Source organism: Leptospira kirschneri serovar Cynopteri str. 3522 CT, from assembly GCF_000243695.2.
In the GTDB taxonomy this organism is placed as follows: domain Bacteria; phylum Spirochaetota; class Leptospiria; order Leptospirales; family Leptospiraceae; genus Leptospira; species Leptospira kirschneri.
Genome location: NZ_AHMN02000013.1, coordinates 206,074 through 224,229, shown reverse-complemented (window position 1 = coordinate 224,229; position 18,156 = coordinate 206,074). Strand labels below are relative to the sequence as shown.

15 protein-coding genes and 1 pseudogene are annotated in these 18,156 nt (G+C 34.4%); 8 read left to right on the top strand and 8 right to left on the bottom strand.

Translation table 11 applies throughout. The features are described from left to right. The first annotated feature begins 36 nt into the window (after positions 1-36). Positions 37-960 carry an AEC family transporter gene (locus tag LEP1GSC049_RS210645; protein WP_304362452.1) on the top strand — a complete coding sequence of 308 codons (924 nt, stop codon included), beginning with the start codon at positions 37-39 and terminating at the stop codon, positions 958-960. Further along, the gene (locus tag LEP1GSC049_RS210650; protein ID WP_016748356.1) at positions 906-2,054 is read left to right on the top strand and encodes an ankyrin repeat domain-containing protein; all 1,149 of its coding nucleotides are present in this window, start codon (positions 906-908) and stop codon (positions 2,052-2,054) included. The genes LEP1GSC049_RS210645 and LEP1GSC049_RS210650 overlap by 55 nt, the downstream gene beginning before the upstream one ends. 827 nt (positions 2,055-2,881) lie before the next feature. On the opposite strand, the gene LEP1GSC049_RS210655 is transcribed toward LEP1GSC049_RS210650, so the two are convergent. Continuing rightward, entirely contained in the window at positions 2,882-3,439 is a 558-nt protein-coding gene (locus LEP1GSC049_RS210655; protein ID WP_004755643.1) for an LOG family protein, read from the bottom strand. 161 nt (positions 3,440-3,600) lie between these two features. Between LEP1GSC049_RS210655 and LEP1GSC049_RS210660 the strand changes: the two genes are divergently transcribed. After that, entirely contained in the window at positions 3,601-4,869 is a 1,269-nt protein-coding gene (locus LEP1GSC049_RS210660; protein WP_004757294.1) for an LA_2444/LA_4059 family outer membrane protein, read from the top strand. A 356-nt stretch (positions 4,870-5,225) separates the two neighbouring features. Here the strand turns inward: LEP1GSC049_RS210660 and LEP1GSC049_RS210665 are convergent, their stop codons facing one another. After that, positions 5,226-5,747, bottom strand: a complete 522-nt coding sequence (locus LEP1GSC049_RS210665; RefSeq protein ID WP_004755628.1) for a DUF6580 family putative transport protein — start codon at positions 5,745-5,747, stop codon at positions 5,226-5,228. Positions 5,748-5,909: 162 nt separating this feature from the next. Here LEP1GSC049_RS210665 and mazG point away from each other — a divergent pair, with 162 nt between their 5' ends. From mazG to LEP1GSC049_RS210680, 3 genes are read left to right on the top strand one after another with little or no spacing between them, the layout of a single operon-like run. Beyond that, the gene (mazG, locus tag LEP1GSC049_RS210670; protein ID WP_025186081.1) at positions 5,910-6,707 is read left to right on the top strand and encodes a nucleoside triphosphate pyrophosphohydrolase; all 798 of its coding nucleotides are present in this window, start codon (positions 5,910-5,912) and stop codon (positions 6,705-6,707) included. Then, the gene (locus LEP1GSC049_RS210675; protein ID WP_016561009.1) at positions 6,704-7,084 is read left to right on the top strand and encodes an LIC_13241 domain-containing protein; all 381 of its coding nucleotides are present in this window, start codon (positions 6,704-6,706) and stop codon (positions 7,082-7,084) included. Before mazG ends, LEP1GSC049_RS210675 begins: the two co-directional genes overlap by 4 nt. Next, positions 7,081-7,851, top strand: a complete 771-nt coding sequence (locus tag LEP1GSC049_RS210680) for a response regulator (protein WP_004757204.1) — start codon at positions 7,081-7,083, stop codon at positions 7,849-7,851. Before LEP1GSC049_RS210675 ends, LEP1GSC049_RS210680 begins: the two co-directional genes overlap by 4 nt. On the opposite strand, the gene LEP1GSC049_RS210685 is transcribed toward LEP1GSC049_RS210680, so the two are convergent. The 3 genes from LEP1GSC049_RS210685 to LEP1GSC049_RS210695 all read right to left on the bottom strand — a co-directional run bounded on the left by LEP1GSC049_RS210685 (position 7,848) and on the right by LEP1GSC049_RS210695 (position 10,445). Next, positions 7,848-8,513: a hypothetical protein gene (locus tag LEP1GSC049_RS210685; protein ID WP_004755615.1), complete on the bottom strand. Its 666-nt coding sequence runs from the start codon at positions 8,511-8,513 to the stop codon at positions 7,848-7,850. The genes LEP1GSC049_RS210680 and LEP1GSC049_RS210685 overlap by 4 nt on opposite strands. A gap of 91 nt (positions 8,514-8,604) precedes the next feature. Beyond that, positions 8,605-9,801 (bottom strand): NADP-dependent isocitrate dehydrogenase, encoded by a 1,197-nt coding sequence (locus LEP1GSC049_RS210690; RefSeq protein ID WP_004755696.1) that lies wholly within the window; start codon positions 9,799-9,801, stop codon positions 8,605-8,607. Positions 9,802-9,869: 68 nt separating this feature from the next. After that, positions 9,870-10,445, bottom strand: a complete 576-nt coding sequence (locus LEP1GSC049_RS210695) for a hypothetical protein (RefSeq protein ID WP_004757305.1) — start codon at positions 10,443-10,445, stop codon at positions 9,870-9,872. A 288-nt stretch (positions 10,446-10,733) separates the two neighbouring features. Here LEP1GSC049_RS210695 and LEP1GSC049_RS210700 point away from each other — a divergent pair, with 288 nt between their 5' ends. Further along, the gene (locus tag LEP1GSC049_RS210700; RefSeq protein WP_004755637.1) at positions 10,734-11,153 is read left to right on the top strand and encodes an LIC_13246 family protein; all 420 of its coding nucleotides are present in this window, start codon (positions 10,734-10,736) and stop codon (positions 11,151-11,153) included. A gap of 32 nt (positions 11,154-11,185) precedes the next feature. Then, positions 11,186-12,298: a hypothetical protein gene (locus LEP1GSC049_RS210705; RefSeq protein ID WP_004757167.1), complete on the top strand. Its 1,113-nt coding sequence runs from the start codon at positions 11,186-11,188 to the stop codon at positions 12,296-12,298. A gap of 975 nt (positions 12,299-13,273) precedes the next feature. On the opposite strand, the pseudogene lenF reads toward LEP1GSC049_RS210705, so the two are convergent. The 3 genes and pseudogenes from lenF to LEP1GSC049_RS210720 all read right to left on the bottom strand — a co-directional run. After that, positions 13,274-14,074: pseudogene (gene lenF, locus LEP1GSC049_RS210710) on the bottom strand (endostatin-like outer membrane lipoprotein LenF); the annotation flags it as partial. A 1,594-nt stretch (positions 14,075-15,668) separates the two neighbouring features. Continuing rightward, the gene (locus LEP1GSC049_RS210715; RefSeq protein ID WP_002732428.1) at positions 15,669-16,157 is read right to left on the bottom strand and encodes an immunity 26/phosphotriesterase HocA family protein; all 489 of its coding nucleotides are present in this window, start codon (positions 16,155-16,157) and stop codon (positions 15,669-15,671) included. 148 nt (positions 16,158-16,305) lie between these two features. Continuing rightward, positions 16,306-18,120, bottom strand: a complete 1,815-nt coding sequence (locus LEP1GSC049_RS210720) for an apolipoprotein N-acyltransferase (RefSeq protein WP_016748352.1) — start codon at positions 18,118-18,120, stop codon at positions 16,306-16,308. Between the last annotated feature and the right edge of the window lie 36 nt (positions 18,121-18,156).

Below are 18,156 nucleotides of genomic sequence, written 5' to 3'. Positions count from 1 at the left end.
CTTGCCCTATCTCAAACAATATGAATTCTGTACTGAGTGTCTCATCTAATGCTCATCCCGATTTGTCTTGCAGGTGGTTGGATGCTCAAACGAGTAAAAATTTTTCCTGAAAATTCAGGAATTGTACTCGGAAACTTCGTAGTTTATGTTTCTCTACCATCTCTGATTTTAAGCAGTAAAATAGAACTGGAAAACTCTCTGGTTTTTTTGGCATTTATACCTTGGTTGATCTTCGGAGTTTCAGTCGTATTCTTTTATGTCATCGGAAAATTCTTTCATTGGGATTCGGAAACAAAAATCGCAACTATACTTTGTTGCGGTTTGGGAAATACTTCTTTTTTAGGATTGCCCATTTTAAGAATGTTATACGGAGAAGAAGTCACCAACTCGGTGTTAATCGTAGATCAATTGGGAACCTTTCTCTGCCTTGCCATTCCAGGCTTTATTTTTGCGTTACGTTTTCAAAAAGATTCAAAGACAAACAGAAATCCGATCACTTCCGTTTTAAAAAAGCTCTTTACTTTTCCTCCTTTTCTTGCTTTACTTTTTTCGTTTTTTCTCAGATTTTTCACCGTTTCAGAATCGATTCATTTTGTACTTAAAATTTTGGGGGAAACCTTAGTGCCGATCGCATTATTTACAGTAGGATTTCAAATGGAACTAGGATCTAAACTCAAAAAATCGGAGAATTTTATAGAACCTTTATCTATCGGACTTATTTATAAATTGCTAATTTCCCCTATTATGATATTTTTAATTTATATTTTTCTAAACATAAACCCAAAGTATCTAAAAATAGCGGTTTTAGAAGCAGGAATGGCTCCGATGATCACCGCCTCTATCGTTTCCATTCAAATGGGTTTTAAGCCCAGTCTTTCCGCGACTTTTCCAGGGATAGGAATCTTATGCTCGGTTCCAACCTTGTTTTTGTTTTATTTTATTCTGGAGAATTTTTTCTGACTGATTTTTCTGAATTACTAATCGATCTATTTTCCGCAGTCAAAACCGGAAAAACGAACGAAATTCAAAAACTTCTTAACACCTTAAAAGGGGAAGCGACTCTTATCGATTGGTTGAAAGATTATAGAGACAGTTACGGCTCTGGAGTTTTATCTTGGGCCGTAAAAAATTCGGATCAAGAAGCCATTCGACTTTTACTCGAAGCCGGAGCCGAACCCGATGAAACCAATGCAAGAGGAGAAACCCCGCTTTTAAGCGCTTTGGATCAAGGTAACGAAGATTTGATTCAAATTTTTTTAGAAGCAGGCGCAGATACGGAAAAAAAGGATTTTGCCGGAAACACTCCTCTTACAAAAGCTGTGAGCACCGGAAACGTTTCGATCGTAGAAATGGTATTGGAAAACGAATATTCAACTCCGGATTTAGAAGAAAGAAACGGAGAAGGATATACTCCGATCCTTTTAGCAGTAGATCTAGGACATCTGGAAATTGTAGAATATCTTTTAGACCAAGGCGCGGATTTTTTAAAGAAAAACTCAGAAGGAAGAACCATTCTTCATCTAACGGCACTACATAATGATTTTGAAATATTAGATTTATTTTTAGAAAAAGAAGAAACAAAAACTATATTAGAAGATAAGGATGCGGATGGAAATACAGCCTTACTTCTTGCATCCTCTCATGATAGCGTAGAATGTTTAGAAAAACTGATTCAAGTTGGAGCAGATATTTTACAGCTAAACGCATCGGGAAAAACCGGATTAGAAGAAGCGGAAAGACAAAAATATCATCACGTTACAAAAATCCTTAAAAAAGTTCTTACTGAAAAATTATTTTTTGCCGCCAAACACGGAGAAGACGAACTTTGCAGAAACATTCTTCAAATTGGAATTTCACCAAACCCGATCGACCAGGAAGGGAATACACCGCTTCACGTCGCAGTCATTCATGATCGGATTTCTACGACTGAGTTATTGTTCCAATGGAATGCCTCTCCATTCTTAAAAAATCTAAATGGAAAATCACCTTTAGACATTGCAAAAGAAGAAAAGAAAATAGAATTTGTTCGGATATTAGAACCGGAAAAAGATTAAAAAATCTTTATATAAAGCAAGTTCGGCGTAAGAAAATAAAAAAGGATTTTCTAAAAGTATAAACTTCTACAATTTTAGAATTTGTTTGTAAAATCGTGATTTGTGGTAGTTCCTACAAATTAAGTTATATTATAAATTTTTAAACATTTATTTTTGTATGAGTCCCCACATTTTAGAAATCGATCAGTAAAGTTCAGATTCCAACTTTTTTCAGAAAAATGATTCCAATTTGTCGATCACTTTCATATTGGATTGTGCGAGATTCACATTAACCGACACTTTGTCACTACTTTACAGTACTCTATTTTATAGAGATCCGCAAACAACCCCTATAAAATCCCAAAAGAAAACTCGTCCAATCAAATCTCTGTTTAGTGATTTTCATTAAATTAAAAATATTTTATAGAGACTGTCTTTTAATGTTCAAATTCTATGTAAAGAGATAAAATCTGTAGGAACTACTACTTTTTGTTTAAAATACAGCAACTTAACCTAAATTCGGTATAACGCGAAAGGGATCGATGAATGAACTAAAGCACAACGCTCTCTATGAATCGCGTTGGAAACTCAACACAACGCTTTCCTAAGGGTCGCGTTGTGGAGTCAAGTTATTGATATTAAAAAAATTGAATGTATGGCTATAGTACACAATAACTTGACTGAAGCTGAAAACCCGGCCCCGTCGTTCCATTTAATCTTTCTTTTATAGACTATTGGCGGGATTCGCTCAAATTTTCTTACTTCGAACCCACGTTAGACTTAACTTTTTTGAGATTTTAGGTGAATTGAAAATTTATAACATAAAATTTGAATATTAGAAATAAACTCTAAACAAAACGTCTACTCAATAAATCGAGTAATTCTTCCGGATCTTCCGAAACGATCAGGCTTTCTTTAGTTTCCGAATCTAAAAAACCATCGTCCACCATTCTACCTAATTGTTTGAGTAAATATTCGAAATAACCATTTACATTAAGTAAACCTAAAGGTTTTGAAATGAGTTTGAGTTGATTCCAAGTGGTAATTTCCACGAGCTCGTCCAAAGTCCCAATTCCACCCGGCAACGCGATAAAACCAGAAGACCTTTCATACATCCTAAATTTTCTTTCGTGCATGGAAGAAACGATCATCAAATCCTTAACACGATCGTGTTTAACTTCTTTGATAGAAAGAAAATCCGGAATGATTCCAGACACACCTCCTCCCTTGTCCATTACAGCATCTGCAATCGTTCCCATGATACCGCACGAAGCTCCTCCAAAAACCAAATCTAAATTTTTTTCAACGAGCAATCGACCCAAGTTCCGAGCCGCTTCCGTATAAACCGGATTGTTTCCGGAACGTGAACCACAAAAAACACAAACCGCCAATTTGGTTAAATCCATAATCTCTCTTTTTATTGATTTCTATTTAATAGAATCGGAATAAAATCGTTCTATCGTTATTTATAGTAAATAGAATTTTGTAACGTTTTTCTTGTTTGGAACTTCGGAAAAAAAACCAGAATTCTTTCGTCTTATATCTATCTCATTATTCCTTAAAGCCTATGAAAAAAAGAATTCAAAGTTCAATCCTATTCCTTTTTGTTATTTTTTTAGTTTTGTTCCAAACGAACTTAATCGGACAAAAAAACTTACCCGAGTCGAATCCGGACGTTTTGGAAAAAGAAGCCGACGAACTTGAGATCAAAGCCGGCAAGGCACAAGATCCGGTTACAAGAAAAAGAATGATTTTAGAAATTCAGAAAAAACGAAAAGAGGCTTCCGAACTTAGAAACAAACTTCACGAACAAGAACTTTCTAAAACACCCAAAGGAGCCGTTTTTGAAATCACGTTTTTATTCAATCAAACGAGTTGGATTCCAGAATCCTTAGCAAGAAAACAAAACGTTTCCGTTAACGAGACAAATACGTTCTTTTATACAAACGGAATTTATCAAAATATAGATACGATCGCAAGAAACGGAAATTTAGACGCACATATCATCAATAACACCGGAAGTTTTTATTCTAATCCACAAGGAAATACAAAAACGGCGTATCCAATTCGATTTTTATTCTTAACCGAATCCAAAAAATTCGGCGTAGAAACGACATTTTTAGATTTAAGAATTTACCCTTCTTATTCTTCCATCAATACCAATCCTACTTCAAATAATTTAAACCAAACTTATAGTTTATACGGTCCCGAACTTAGAAGAACGGATATTCAATTGAATCTCCTTTATTTTTTTGAAACTGGGTCCGGAACTAAAATCGGACCTTCATTAGGAATTCGTAATTTAGATATTTATTCCAAAGAATACGGTAACTTACCCGGAGGACTCGGTTTTGGAACCATGGAAGAAAAGGCGGGAGGTATAGGTCCTCAAATCGGATTTAGAATCGTCAAAAAATTGAATCACTACTTTCAATTTCATGCAAACGCAGATTATTTTAGAACATTAGGGAAATATCATCTAAAAACGAATGGGGCCACGATTTACAACGGAGCCCAAAATTTTTTAATTACAGAAACTTCCGGTTCAGCAGGTGAAAATTTAGTCAAAAGAGGAGGTTATCAAATCGACACCGGACTTTCCTTTTTAAGAACGAGCTGGCTCAAATTTACGTTCGGTTTCCAATATACCGAAATGAGGTCTTCCGTGACGGGATACAACTATAACATAAGTCTATTATTTCCAGATTTGGTTGGTTCCACCGCATTGAATACGGTTACCAAAACGGTGGACTTGATCACCACAAGACCCGCCTTACAAAAAGAAGTGATCGATACTTACTACGGATTTTATTTTGGGGTCACTTTTACCCTTTAAGTGAAATTTTTCGGATTTACCAATCAATGAATTTTTAAGTTTGATAGGATTCATTTTTTCATAAAAAATCAAACTTAAACACTTTCAAAAATAATAATATTCAAAGAATCGCAACATATAACTTTAAAAAAGTAAAAAATTCGAATCTAGTTAAAACCAAATACTTTACGCTGGCAAATTTCGAATGTTAAAAGTTTCTTTAGGAAATAAGAATCGTATAAGGTTTCCCACACAACAAAGTCAAACCCTTAAAAACGAATCTAGAAAATAACAATTAGATTTTATAAAAAACGAGATTGAATCAATCACCTTCGACTCACTATCTTAAGTCGAAGGTGATTTCGTTTTAAAAAAGATTATTGAATAGGAACTTTTGAAAGTTTCATCCAACCGGTTTTTTCGATCAAAGCAAAACCACCAAAAAGAACGGTCGTATAAAACAAATCTCCCAAAAGAGAATTCTGAAAAAACGGAATAGCCATAATAAAACACTGAACGAGCCCGTTTAAATCGTAAGAATAATACCCCGCAAGCCACACATAAAAGTTAGTGACTAAAAAGAAAAAAACAGATCCACTCAAAGACCAAAATGCAATTTTAGAAACGGAAGAAGAAATTCTCAACTGCCATCCAGCTACAACCAAAAGCAGAGAGATTCCATAAACAGGAATCATTTGATCGTGAAACCCAATCAATAAATCACTGATCAAAAGAGCACAAACCGGAAGAAACAAAGACAACTTTTTAGAAGCAAAGTGAGCTCCGGCAAAAAGAGAAATCGCAAGAATCGGCGTAAAATTAGCCGGATGGGGAAGATAACGACTTGCGACCGCGATCAAAACGAGTGAAAAAACGATAAGACTTTTGGAACGTATCATAAAGTGCCTGGAATGTATTATTTTTTTGAACTATACTTCAATTTTACGGCTCCCGTCAATCCAATCCTGATGTGTAACTGACCGAAAAAGAGTGCGTACCCGTTCCAGAGATAAAAAATGGAACAAAATTTCGACTATTTCGTTGTTCTTGAAAGAGGATGTATGCAAACAAATTCAATTGTAGAAGAAATCACTAAACTCCAAGAAATAACCTCTATTCTACGAGGAGAAAACGGATGTCCTTGGGATAAAGAACAGGATCATCAAACTATGGTCCCTTACTTGATCGAAGAATCCCAAGAAGTGATCGAAGCAATTCTAAAAAAGGACGATGACCTTCTTAAAGAAGAATTAGGAGATCTACTATTTCAAGTAGTGTTCCACGCAAGACTTGCAGAAGAAAGGCACTCATTCAATTTAGGAGACATAGCAAAAGGAATTTCCGATAAACTCATTTTCAGACATCCTCACGTTTTCAAACCGGAAGAATTTACTCTTTCTACTTCTCAAGAAGTTTTAGAGAACTGGGAAAAAATCAAAGATAAAGAAAAAAAGAATTCATCTATCTTCTCGAACGTTCCCGAAAATTTCTCTTCCCTTTTAAAAGCGGAAAAATATCAAAAGAAAGCGGCCAAGGTAGGATTTGATTGGAACGATATTTCGGATGTACAAAAAAAAGTTAAGGAAGAAATGGAAGAATTCCTTACGGAATTGAACCGTTCCAAAGACAATCAAATTCGTATCGAAGAAGAATTCGGAGATTTGTTATTCAGTTTAGTAAACTTCGGAAGACATCTTGGAATTTCTTCCGAGTCCGCGCTTACAAAAGCGAATGTAAAATTTAAGAAAAGATTTCAATATATAGAAAAAGTCCTCCAAGAACTCGGTAAAAGTCCGAGCACGTCCAACTTAAAAGAAATGGATCGTCTTTGGAACGAGACAAAAGAGTTGGAAAAATGAATGGGTCCGATTCCTTCAAAAATAGAATCGAACAAACGGAAACTTTGATTTCTTTTCTTTCCAAAGATTTTCTTTTGAAGTTAGAATCTAATTTAGAAGAATGGCCTCGAATGTATCAGTTGACGTATCTTGAAAAAAATTACAAAGCGATGTTTTCCATTTTTGGTTCTTTTACCTTAATTCCGAACGATCCTAGACTAACCTCTCCTATTTATTATTTGAGTTTAGATATGGATTCCAATCAACAACTCGTTTGGACAAAACCGGACGGAGAAATGATACAAGATTTGAAACAAATTTTCGAAGAATTAAAAAAATATATTCAAATTTTTGAAACTTCGATTTCAAACATCAACTTGAGAGAAAAACGAACTTGAAAGTACTCGTTTTAGATTCCGGTACAACGGTTAGAAGAATTATATCCTCTTTTTTTCCTATGGAAGATTTTCAAATTTTCGAAGCCAGTACGGCAAAAGAAGGATTAGACCTTACCTTTCGGGAAAATTTTGATCTAATCACGATCGGAATGGTACTTCCAGACTCGGATGGATTTACGGTTTGTAAAACCATTCGAAATGGCCTAATTGACAATAAACAAAGTATATGCAAAAATTCTAAAATATTTCTCATAACATCCGGAGATATAGAAACAAACCGAACAAAATCGGTAGAATCCGGCTTTGACGGAATTTTTCCAAAACCTACCGGAATTGAAGAATTTAAAACAGTAATTGAAGAAATTATAAAACTAGCTTATAAACCTAGTTCGATAGAATCTAAAAAGGCAGGAAAAATTCTGATCATAGACGATTCGGAATTAAACTTACTTCTTTTGGGAAAAATTCTAGAAAAAAACGGCTATTCTTTTCAAGCATTTACGGAAGGAAAAAAAGCCTACGAATATCTTCAATCTTCGAACGAAGTCTCTTATATTTTAACAGACTGGATCATGCCGGATTTTTCGGGAGAAGAACTTGTAGAAGCGATACGTAAACAGGAAAAATTTAATGACATTCCGATCGCGGTCATCACTGGAATTGAAGAAAAGGAAGATTTTAAAATCTCCATTCCTCAAAAAAACATTTACTTACTTCAAAAGCCGTATTTTGAAAGAAAAATTTTGGAATATATTCGAAAAGTTTAATTTATCGTAAAAAATTGAATTTCCCGAATTACATCGGGATGACAATCCGTTCTAAATTCTCCCGCAAAAGGTTTTAAACCCGAAAACCATTGTCCGTTTTCATACTGTAAATCGTTCCAAAATAGAAACAACGTAGTATCTCCAAATCGATTGTTCAATTGAATCTGCTGAATTTCTCCGGTCGGCGAAGGTTCTTTAAGAAAAGTTTCCCCCGAAAAGGAAATCATTTGGATTTGATAAGGTTCGGCTCGATATGGAATTCCTTCCTTTCGTTTATTAGAAGATTTTAATTTCCAACCTGTGATTTTAATTTTGGCAATTTCTTCAAGCTTTAAAGATTTTGAATATGTAATATTACTTTTTTTATGTCGAAACTTAAATTCAAGGGGAGGATTTTTCCAAAAACCTTCCACCTCGCGCCCATCGCAAAAAACGGCTTTGATTTTTTTTTCTCCTTTTTCATCTACTCCAGTTCCGGCTTGTTTTTCTTCTCCTCTTGAATTGCGGGAATCTCCGATCGTAGGTTCTACGGGTGGTGTAGGTTCTTTAGGAGCTTTTTGTGAATGAACGGAGAAATTTAAAAACAGGAACGTAAAAAAAAATTCCAAACTTAGAAATAGAATTCGATTGGAAATTGAAGTTTTGTGTTTCAAGGTTTTCATCGTTACGGTTAAAATTCCGAATTACACGAGTTATACGAATTGATCTTAAATTCCCGACAGTCGCCTGCCGGGAATTTTTATTTCAAAATGATTAAAGTCTTTTTTGAATCGCTTCCATAAATTGAAAAGTGTCTAAAGCTTTTGCGTTTGAATCGGTACAAAGAAGAGTTAGATCTTTTGTCATTTCTCCGCTTTCAATCGTATCAATCACGGCTTTTTCTAACTTATGACCAAATGCGACCACATCGGGAGTTCCGTCCAATTCCCCCCTTTTGATCAAAGCACCCGTCCAAGCAAAAATAGAAGCGACCGAGTTTGTAGAAGTGGTTTCACCCTGTTGGTATTTACGATAATGTCTGGTCACAGTTCCGTGCGCCGCTTCGTATTCAAATTTTCCGTCGGGAGAAACGAGCACGGAAGTCATCAGTCCTAAAGATCCAAATCCGGAGGCGACCATGTCGCTCATCACGTCCCCGTCGTAGTTCATCAAGGCCCAGAGCATTCCACCTTCGTTTTTCATCAACTGAGCGACCGCGTCGTCTATTAGATAATACGAATATTCAATTCCCGCTTTTTTGAGATCCGCAGCTTTAGCCTTTGCAAGTTCGTCAAAGATAGAGCGGAATCTAGCGTGATATTTTTTGGAGATCGTGTCCTTTGTAGCAAACCAAAGATCAATTTTTTCGGAAATAGCGTAGTTAAAACATGCTTGGGCAAAACTTAAGATCGACTTATCCAAGTTATGTTGTCCCATGATCACACCAGCTCCTTCAAAGTCATGAATCAAGGCCCTTTGTTTTTCTTTTCCGTCCTTGCCGGTATAAACGAGTTCCACTTTTCCGGCTTCGGGAATATAAAGTTCTGTGTCCTTATAAAGATCTCCGTAGGCGTGACGTCCTACCGTAATCGGTTTTTTCCAAGAACGAACCGCAGGAGGAATGTTTTTTACGATGATCGGTTTACGAAAAACGGTTCCGTCTAAAATAGAACGAATGGTTCCGTTCGGAGATTTCCATTCTTGTTTGAGATTGTATTCTTTAACTCTATCTTGGTTAGGAGTAATCGTCGCACATTTTACGCCTACTCCGTATTTTTGAATCGCGTGAGCAGAATCCACAGTAACTTTATCATCCGTTTTATCTCTGTATTCCACACCTAAATCATAATAGTCCAGTTCTATATCGAGATATGGATGAATGAATCTATCCTTAATCTCCTTCCAGATGATCCTGGTCATCTCGTCCCCGTCAAGTTCCACGAGCGGGGTTTTTACCTTGATCTTTGCCATTGAATTCTCCTTTAATATTTTACAATGATATAATAATAGAATATAATTCTGTTCTAAAGTCCTGGTAGTTATTGGGAAGGAAAATTCGGATTCTCCGTGATTTTCATAATTCCGTTTCTGAGCCAAGTTAGATTTTGCATTTCAAAATAATTAATCGCGACTGGAAGTGAAACAATCCCCATCACCGAGAAATAACGATATTTTAAAGAATCTTTTGTACGAAGTCCTTGAATCGTTTTTTCAAGCCGAATAAGAATTTTTTTCCAACGAATAAAAAGCGGTTTTAATTCCGGACTACAATCTTCGAAAAAAAGTTCGTCCGCACTTTGAGTAATAATTTCTTTGATACCAATCGGTAACGCAGGAGAACCAAGCTGATCCCGAAAACGAACGAGATCTTTTTCAATTTCCTCTTCGGATTGTCTTGCAATCGGAAGAATGGAACTGATTCCGACTGAAATCGGAAGAGAAACACGAAGAAAAAAATCCCCCGCAACCATACCTTGCAAAAAGGAACGGACCGATTCACGAGGCGCGACCGAAAAATCGAGTTGTTCAGAACTAAAATTTTTGGTGGTTTGAATGATATATTGGGTGAGTTTGATTTTCTCCGTCCAAAATATTGCCAATAAATCGGATTTCATAGTTCTGAATGATACTATTTTGATTTTCGCTTTTTTAGCAAGATTTATTAAAAGGAAGTCTTTAAAGCCTATAACCAAAATTCCTTAAAGAATATCCAATCAGCCAACCGAATCTACAGTTTCCTTTTTTAAAAATCCAAAACCTTTTGAAAAAAGGGTATTTTTAAAACACGATCTTATTCTGAACTTCAAAATTCAAACCTAGACTTTTTCTTTTTTCATTTCGAAAAAAATCAGATTTATTCCTCCTTTCTTCTCCTTTTCGGAACTGCTTTCAAAGAGGAAAAAATGAAAAACACAATCGATCCAAACCGGGGAATATGGATGAAACTCATTTCAAAAAAAGACGACTTTGTAAAGATCGTATCGACGTTAAACGAATTCTATATTCCAAAAGTTCATTTTTCAAAACTGGATGAAGGCCAGAAAATAAGAGTTCAGTTGGTTCAAAAGAAGGTGAAAAATTTCGAAGTATTTCTCAAAAAGAGAAACGACCACGAGTTTGTAATTTTTCTTAAAGTCGAAGACCAATTTGAATCTTGGATTCATCAAGACGGAATCGGAGAAGCCAAAGAACGTTTTTTGATGGAAGGAAAAACCGATCACCTTGTTTTTAAATTTCCCTGTATCGGAGATCTTTATGAAAAACATTGTTCTATTGCCCAAGAAAACGAAATGAAAACTTTAAACGCTAAAGATTCTGCTTGATCATTTTTTTCTGAAGCAAAAGGATCTTCGGAATGTTCAATCAAGCCGACTCGAAAAAAAATTCGATCTTGATCCTTCTTAGATTTCTAACCCTATTTCTGTTTTTTTTCGTATCGTATTCAACTCTCAAAGCAGACGATTCCACATCTCTGAAAAGGGCTACTCTTAAAGATTATACTTTTCAACCTTATACACAAGAAGGTTATTTTCAAGCTTGGAACTATTCTTATCGAGACGATAAAATTTTTATCTATGCAACTTTTCTAATAAGCAATTTAGGACCCGGAACTAAAAACTGCGGAATCAGTTTAGTGATACATACTTTAGGAGAAGGCACTAAATTTGTTACGAAAGAATTTTCCGTTAAAGAATTATCCGCAGAAAAAGGTAAATTCGATCTCAAAATTGAGAACAATCGTATGTCCCTCAATTCAGAAGGAATTGAAATCCAACAAGACGTAGAGAATATTAAATTATTCTTATCTTTTAAATCCGATTTAAAACAAGGTGTTTCTCTTTCTGGGGGTAAACATACCGTCAAAGAACCTGGCGGTTTTGTTCAAGCCGACATGGCGTTTTCGTTTCAATCCGTATGGGGTTATTTGATCCAAGACGGCAAAAAAAAAGAACTTTTAGGAACCGGCGGTTTAGAACATCTTCTTACAAATTACGAAGTATACAAGTATAGTAAAAGATGGGAATTATTTCGATCAATCAACTCAAAAGAGTTTCGTTTTTATACGGGGGGTTTTTTAGGAAACGATTCTTTTCCGGGAGGTTATTTCAGAACGGCGGCGCTTTTAAATCCAGAAGGAAAAACGATTCTTTCCGGTAGAATTATAAAATTTGAAGTTTTGGATACGGAAAAAGAACCTTTTTCTGGTTATGATCTTCCTCTTAAAGAAAAATTTTATTTTGAGGATGGTTGTTCTGCGGAAATCATCCGCAAACAATCGGTGGGTAGTATTTACGTTCTTTCTAATATTTCTTCCGTTCTTCGCTTTTTTATTCGTTTGTTCTTTGCCAAACCTTACCAAATTTATTCATTAGCAGATTTGAATGTTCAGTGCCCCGGTAAAAATTTATCCTCTGATTCTCTGGAAACTTTTAGTGGAATCCTTTCGTATTATCTGATCAATCCTTAAAGAGCTTGTTTCAAAAACCATAAAATTCTAAAAGAACAAAAGTTTTAAAGAGGTCTTTTTTTTGAGACGGCCTCTTAGTTATTTTTGGTAAAAATAAATCATTCGTTTATAGTACCATTTTTATTTGTATTTACAGTAAGCTTTTATATCAAAAATAAAAATCTGTATTCAACTTTAAATTATAAAAACCATAAGAACATCAATTGGAACAATTACTAGAGTCGTTGAAAAATGAATTCGCCACTTAGTTTCTGTTTCATGAAACGGTCGATTGAAGCAGTTTTATTGATCCTCACTATAAAATTTCTCAAAAACTCTACTATATTTTTTTTGTGATCCAACAAATATTTTTTTCTATCAATAATCAAAGAAACCTTACGTTCTTTTTGAATTCCACTTTTTAGATTATCGTCAAAACGATAGCCCTCAGGTGGTTATAAAGTATTCCGAATCCGGTAATTTTTCGATCGTAAGAATACCCTCTGCCTATGATAGTAAATTCTTAGAAAAAATTTGAATTAGCAATAAGGATAAAAATAATGTTTTTTTCATTCAATATGATATTTTTTGAAAATTCCATAATTCTAATTAACCAAATTGATATTTGTTTAAACAAAATATAAACAAAGTTAAATCAAACTTTTTTTATTTACCGTAAATTAACGCGAAAGGGATCGATGCGGGGTCGATAAATTGGAACTTAAAGCGATAAATCGTATAACATTCTCTGCATGCAATTTATTGACCAGAGCAGAGAGCCCGGTCCGGCTGTTTATGGCAGCCGGATTCGCCCCGATTTTTCTTACGTCAAACTCATGTAAACACACATTTATTCAAATAAATATTCAAAAAACATAAACCTAAAAAATAAAAATAGCGGGGGTTTTTAAGTCCCGCTATCTAAATTAATTTCAGAAAATTGACTTTGTAATATTTTTACAAAATAAAATATTCTAAAATTATAATTTATTCTTATTGTTCTACACAAACCAGACCTAATTTATACGGACCATAACCTGAGCCAGCGCTAGCACAAGTTACTGTAAAGTTTCCTCCCGTCGAAGCGCTAGCTTTAAGAATTTCTGAATCTGTACTAGTCGAACTTCCAAACAGTCCATAAAGATTAAGAGCAGAACTATTCCAAGAACTACAAGTAATCGGTACACCTCCGGATGTCCAAGTAGTCCAATTCGAATTTAAACCAGTCCACTGACCTGACTCCCCCTTAAGTGCAAACGAATTTTCCAATCTTGCACCATTTGAAAAATCAAACATACCGGAACCATTGGTAGTCATTACAATCGCACCATCATCAGCTCTACGGTATTGCTGATTCGGTTGGAACACCCAATTTACTTGTCCTACTGTGGAATTCGGGCCTACCGTAGTAGCCACTCTATTGACTCCATCCACTATCATTGCTTTGTATATTCCTGTACTAGGCACACTCGAAGGAATATTGTTCTGACAAAACGCATCCGCTCCCGAAATTCCTCCAAAATTTCCATTGTGAACAGCGCCAAAAGACGATGTTGCAAAGATATACGGAAGATAACCTTGCGGAAAAGCAGCCTGTAAACTCTGTCCACTTTGAAGTTGATTACTTCTTAACGTTCGATTCTTTGAACAATCCAATCCAACACATCCTTGTTCGTTAGAAATAAGCGAAATCAATCCGCTTAAAACCGCACTGTCGTTACCAGATGACTTATCTAAACACGCAACGAATACCAGCGTAAAAGCTGATAAGATCGCAAATTTATATTTAATCTTCATAATCTTTGATTTACTCCTAAAATTACGAGAAACCTTGAATCTAATACATAAACACCAATGACTTAAAAAACATAAAAGATTCATATTTATCGTATTCTTTGATGTTTTAACAGGCTGGATTTCATTTTTTTCAAAAATTTGAAATATAATTATTTTTTTACATATTTGATACAGAATAAATCTTTTTAACTACAGCATTTAAATTTCAACTAACGTTAATTTAACGTTCCAAAAATTAATTTTACTTAAAAGTAAAATCGAAAGATTAAAACTATTATATTTTTTAATCCTTAAAAATCGAAAAATTAAGCATAAGAGCCTATTTTTATAAAATTAGAAAATCTTAATATTTTGAAAAATTTTTCTAATTCATTGAGCATAAACGAATATTTAAATTTTCACCTATAAGTAAGTAATACTTTAAGTATCTCTTACTTTTTATGATTTGATAGTTTTTGAATTACTAATCTGGAAAGGTTGAATTTTCTAGAAGTAAAAGTTCCTACATTCTTAAGGTTTCAATGTGAAATCTCAAACTTGTAAGAGGAGTTCCTATCATTTTGAAGATAAACTTTTTGTAAAATGTGATAGTCCCTACACTTTAAATAACATGAATTCATAGAGAAAGTCTGGGCGAATAAAAATACTCAACGCAATAACTCCCTATGGTTAACAATTCACAAATTTTATAGTTAAAATAGATCGTGATCTGAAAACACTTTCATAAAAAGTGATTTATTGAATTCAAAAAGCGAAACGCTAAGTTTTTTAAACGACCCGTGAAACTAAGTTTCGCAAAAATATGGGAACTACTATAAAAATTGAACGACATTAGAACTACTTGAAAGTTCACAAATTGTTAAATGCGACCTGCAGAGCGACCATAGAAGCGATGCATTGAGTTTCACAAAAATGTAGGAACTACTACTGTATTTTATTAGAGTTGTTGAAAAATTAATTCTTGATCTGTTTGTATTGGATTGAATGGACAATTGAAGCAATTTTACGATCTTCACTATGGAATTTTTCAACAACTCTATTAAAAATTTCTAAAAAATGATCGCGTAAAATTCTTTAAGGTTTTGAGACAAGATCTTCATAAAAAAATACCAAACTAAACTGGTTCTTCAAAATCATTTCAAAATAAAAACGCAGTTCCCACAAATTACGTTTCTTTAAAGAGAATTTACACATTGAAAACTTTATATTTGAATTTTATAAAGATCTATACAAGTAAAGTTTAAGTTTATATGAGTTCCCACATTTGAAACGTTAGAACAACATCCTTATTTAAAATACTTTAAAGTTTATTAGAATTATTAAAAAGTTCAATAGTTGATCTGAACGAAATCATTTCAATAAAATGAAAATTAATTTTTCAACAATTCTATTTTACTCATCCCTATAAAATTGAGTATTTCAATGTTTATCACGAAATATCGTTTCATGTAAGTAATGTGAAGGGATCGATGCAAGAGGACTCAGCGTTTCGCTTCTATAATCAATTGAAACTATAGATGATTGTTGTACAATGTTCCATGCAATTTATTGACTATTAATACTTTATTATACAACTCCGAGCAGTGAAGAAATTTTAAATCTTCTTTGATACTGACAATTCTTCCGCCAGAACACGAATCACATCATAACCCCAAGTAGAAAAAGTGGGATAAAGATCCGATTCATCTTTTGTCAAAGGCCGGATTTCTTGATATCCTTTCATCAATTTAGAAGTTCCCGACTGATAACCATCCTGAGATTTGAAAAAATCCGGTTCTATTTTATCCAAAGATAAATTTCTATACCCGATTATCATTCCATTCAATCCGGTTTGATGGATTGTTTTAATATGAACTTGACCTTGTTTTATAGTTTGTTTTCCAGCCAAATCGTTTTCTTTTGGAACGACTTCTCCAATCCAATTCATCAAACCTGCCAAAAACATTTTCGTTTCAAAAGGATGAACTTCGATGACTCTTCCACAGGCAAATTTCCCGTTATTCAACGGAATTACCCAAAATTGACCTGGGATCAAAGATCGATTGGATTTTGGAACAAACGGATATTTGACCTCATTTAACATTTATTAGTTTATAATATAAAATATTCGCTCTTTTTTTAGATTCAAATTTCCTTCTAAACAAACCCTAAAAAACGAACCTTCAGATTTATGTGCGCTTAAACAAAATACGAATAGGTTCAAATCCATTTTTCCTAAAAGAATTTTTCAATTAGGAGGACTTTCCTCTTCGGATTCCGATCAAAAGATTAAGGTAATAAATTCCAGTTAAAAAAAGCATCAACCAAGGAATTAGATTTCCATACTGAGTATAAAATGTAGGCGGTGAATCAATTACGTCTACCGTTTCAAAAAGCGCCTCCGCCGTCATCAATCCTGTTTTTTTATCTCCTACAAATCTACCGAGATGATCTATATTTGCGGAAATTCCAGAATTGGTAGAACGAACCATCCATCTTCTTAACTCGATAGACCGTAATCTTCCAAGTTCCATGTGTTGATCACTTTCCGTTGTTGTTCCGTACCATTTATCATTGGTAAGATTGACTATAAATTCTGGATTTCCGGCAGTTCTAAATTCTCTAACAAATTCCGGAAGAATTACCTCATAACAAATCAAAGGAAGAAACTTTCCAGCCTCCGAAACCTCTGTTTTTGCAGTTTCATAGTAAGAACGAACCGCTTCGTGACCTAAATTTTCCGTATCACGCCAATTTAAATGTAAACCCTTAGGAGATTTGTTTTTGTCTATAGGTGTATAATATCGAATCAGATTATGAGTCAATCCCGGCTCAAATCTTCCGGTTTGTTGACTGAGCTCATACAAAAAATCGAAAGGCATATATTCTCCGAACATCAAAAGAAATTTCTTTTGATAAGAATCTCTACGATCTCCATTCGGATCATATAATACATTATTATTATAATATCTTAAATTACGGGGGCTAGGAGCTCCTTTAAATCCTGCATCAATTTCGTTAAAAAATACGTTCGCCTTGTAGCGATTGGCAAGTAAAAACATCAAAGAATCAAATCGATCCCAATACATTCTACGAACCTTCGTAGTTATTTCCGTTTTGTGAGCGGAAAAAAACGGAACTCCCGCTTCGGGTAATACGATAAGGTCCGGTTTTTTTCCCATTCTTACTACACCTTCGTCAGTCAATTTTTCGATCCGAGCCATCAAAGCCTCGATGGATTCTTTAACTTCTCTTCCATCCCTAAAACTTAAAGGAGCGTCCGGCTGAACAACGAGTACATTTAAAGATTTAACCGGTTTTACATTTTCCCACTTTTTAAAAAGAAAAACGCCTGAAACAATAAACGTCAAAAGTAAAAGAGCGGGTAACGTAACAAAACGAAAATATTGTTTTCTTTTTTCCTTAGAATGTATAATTTCCTTCCAGTGCCAAGGATTAGATTGAAAAAGTGTATAAGAAACTATGAATACTAAAAAACTGATTCCATAAACTCCCGTAATTTCCGCATTCTGCGCGAGAATTATATTTCCAGCGGCTAAGTTTCCCCAATACCAAGGAAACAATTGTGGTCCGATCAACTCAGACAATAGCCCACAAAAGCCCGCAACCCAAACAGAATGACGTCCTATCTTTCCCGAAAGAAAAGAAAAGCTCATCATAAAAATCGGAAACTTTAAACCGAATAATAGACCTGCAAATAAAAGAATAAGAATTGCAACCACATACGGAAAATTTCCGAAAGTAATCGCCATGTGTACGATCCAATGGAAAGAAATTGCATAAAAAACAACTCCTACAATCAATCCGTGAAAGAATAATTTTTTATACCTTCCATGATATTTTAAACTCAACCAAAAAAATCCAAAAGGTGCGATCCATACAAAATGAGTTAGAGAGACAGGTGCAAACGCTAAAAAAGAAAAAATTCCAGTCCAAAGATAACAGAATATGTTGAACCAGATTGTTTTTTGAAACTGTTGAAAACGATGGTGTAATGTATCCATGAATAAAACGTTTATCTTGATTTTAGAAATAGAAGTCAACAAGAACTGCCTTTTAGATTCTATCGAATTAAATAGACC

Coding starts and splice junctions, on each gene's coding strand:
- LEP1GSC049_RS210660 (WP_004757294.1), top strand. CDS start 3,601: ATGAAAAAAAGAATTCAAAGTTCAATCCTATTCCTTTTTGTTATTTTT.
- LEP1GSC049_RS210685 (WP_004755615.1), bottom strand. CDS start 8,513: ATGAAAACCTTGAAACACAAAACTTCAATTTCCAATCGAATTCTATTT.
- LEP1GSC049_RS210665 (WP_004755628.1), bottom strand. CDS start 5,747: ATGATACGTTCCAAAAGTCTTATCGTTTTTTCACTCGTTTTGATCGCG.
- LEP1GSC049_RS210655 (WP_004755643.1), bottom strand. CDS start 3,439: ATGGATTTAACCAAATTGGCGGTTTGTGTTTTTTGTGGTTCACGTTCC.
- LEP1GSC049_RS210650 (WP_016748356.1), top strand. CDS start 906: ATGCTCGGTTCCAACCTTGTTTTTGTTTTATTTTATTCTGGAGAATTT.
- LEP1GSC049_RS210675 (WP_016561009.1), top strand. CDS start 6,704: ATGAATGGGTCCGATTCCTTCAAAAATAGAATCGAACAAACGGAAACT.
- LEP1GSC049_RS210690 (WP_004755696.1), bottom strand. CDS start 9,801: ATGGCAAAGATCAAGGTAAAAACCCCGCTCGTGGAACTTGACGGGGAC.
- LEP1GSC049_RS210700 (WP_004755637.1), top strand. CDS start 10,734: ATGAAAAACACAATCGATCCAAACCGGGGAATATGGATGAAACTCATT.
- LEP1GSC049_RS210715 (WP_002732428.1), bottom strand. CDS start 16,157: ATGTTAAATGAGGTCAAATATCCGTTTGTTCCAAAATCCAATCGATCT.
- mazG (WP_025186081.1), top strand. CDS start 5,910: ATGCAAACAAATTCAATTGTAGAAGAAATCACTAAACTCCAAGAAATA.
- LEP1GSC049_RS210705 (WP_004757167.1), top strand. CDS start 11,186: ATGTTCAATCAAGCCGACTCGAAAAAAAATTCGATCTTGATCCTTCTT.
- LEP1GSC049_RS210695 (WP_004757305.1), bottom strand. CDS start 10,445: ATGAAATCCGATTTATTGGCAATATTTTGGACGGAGAAAATCAAACTC.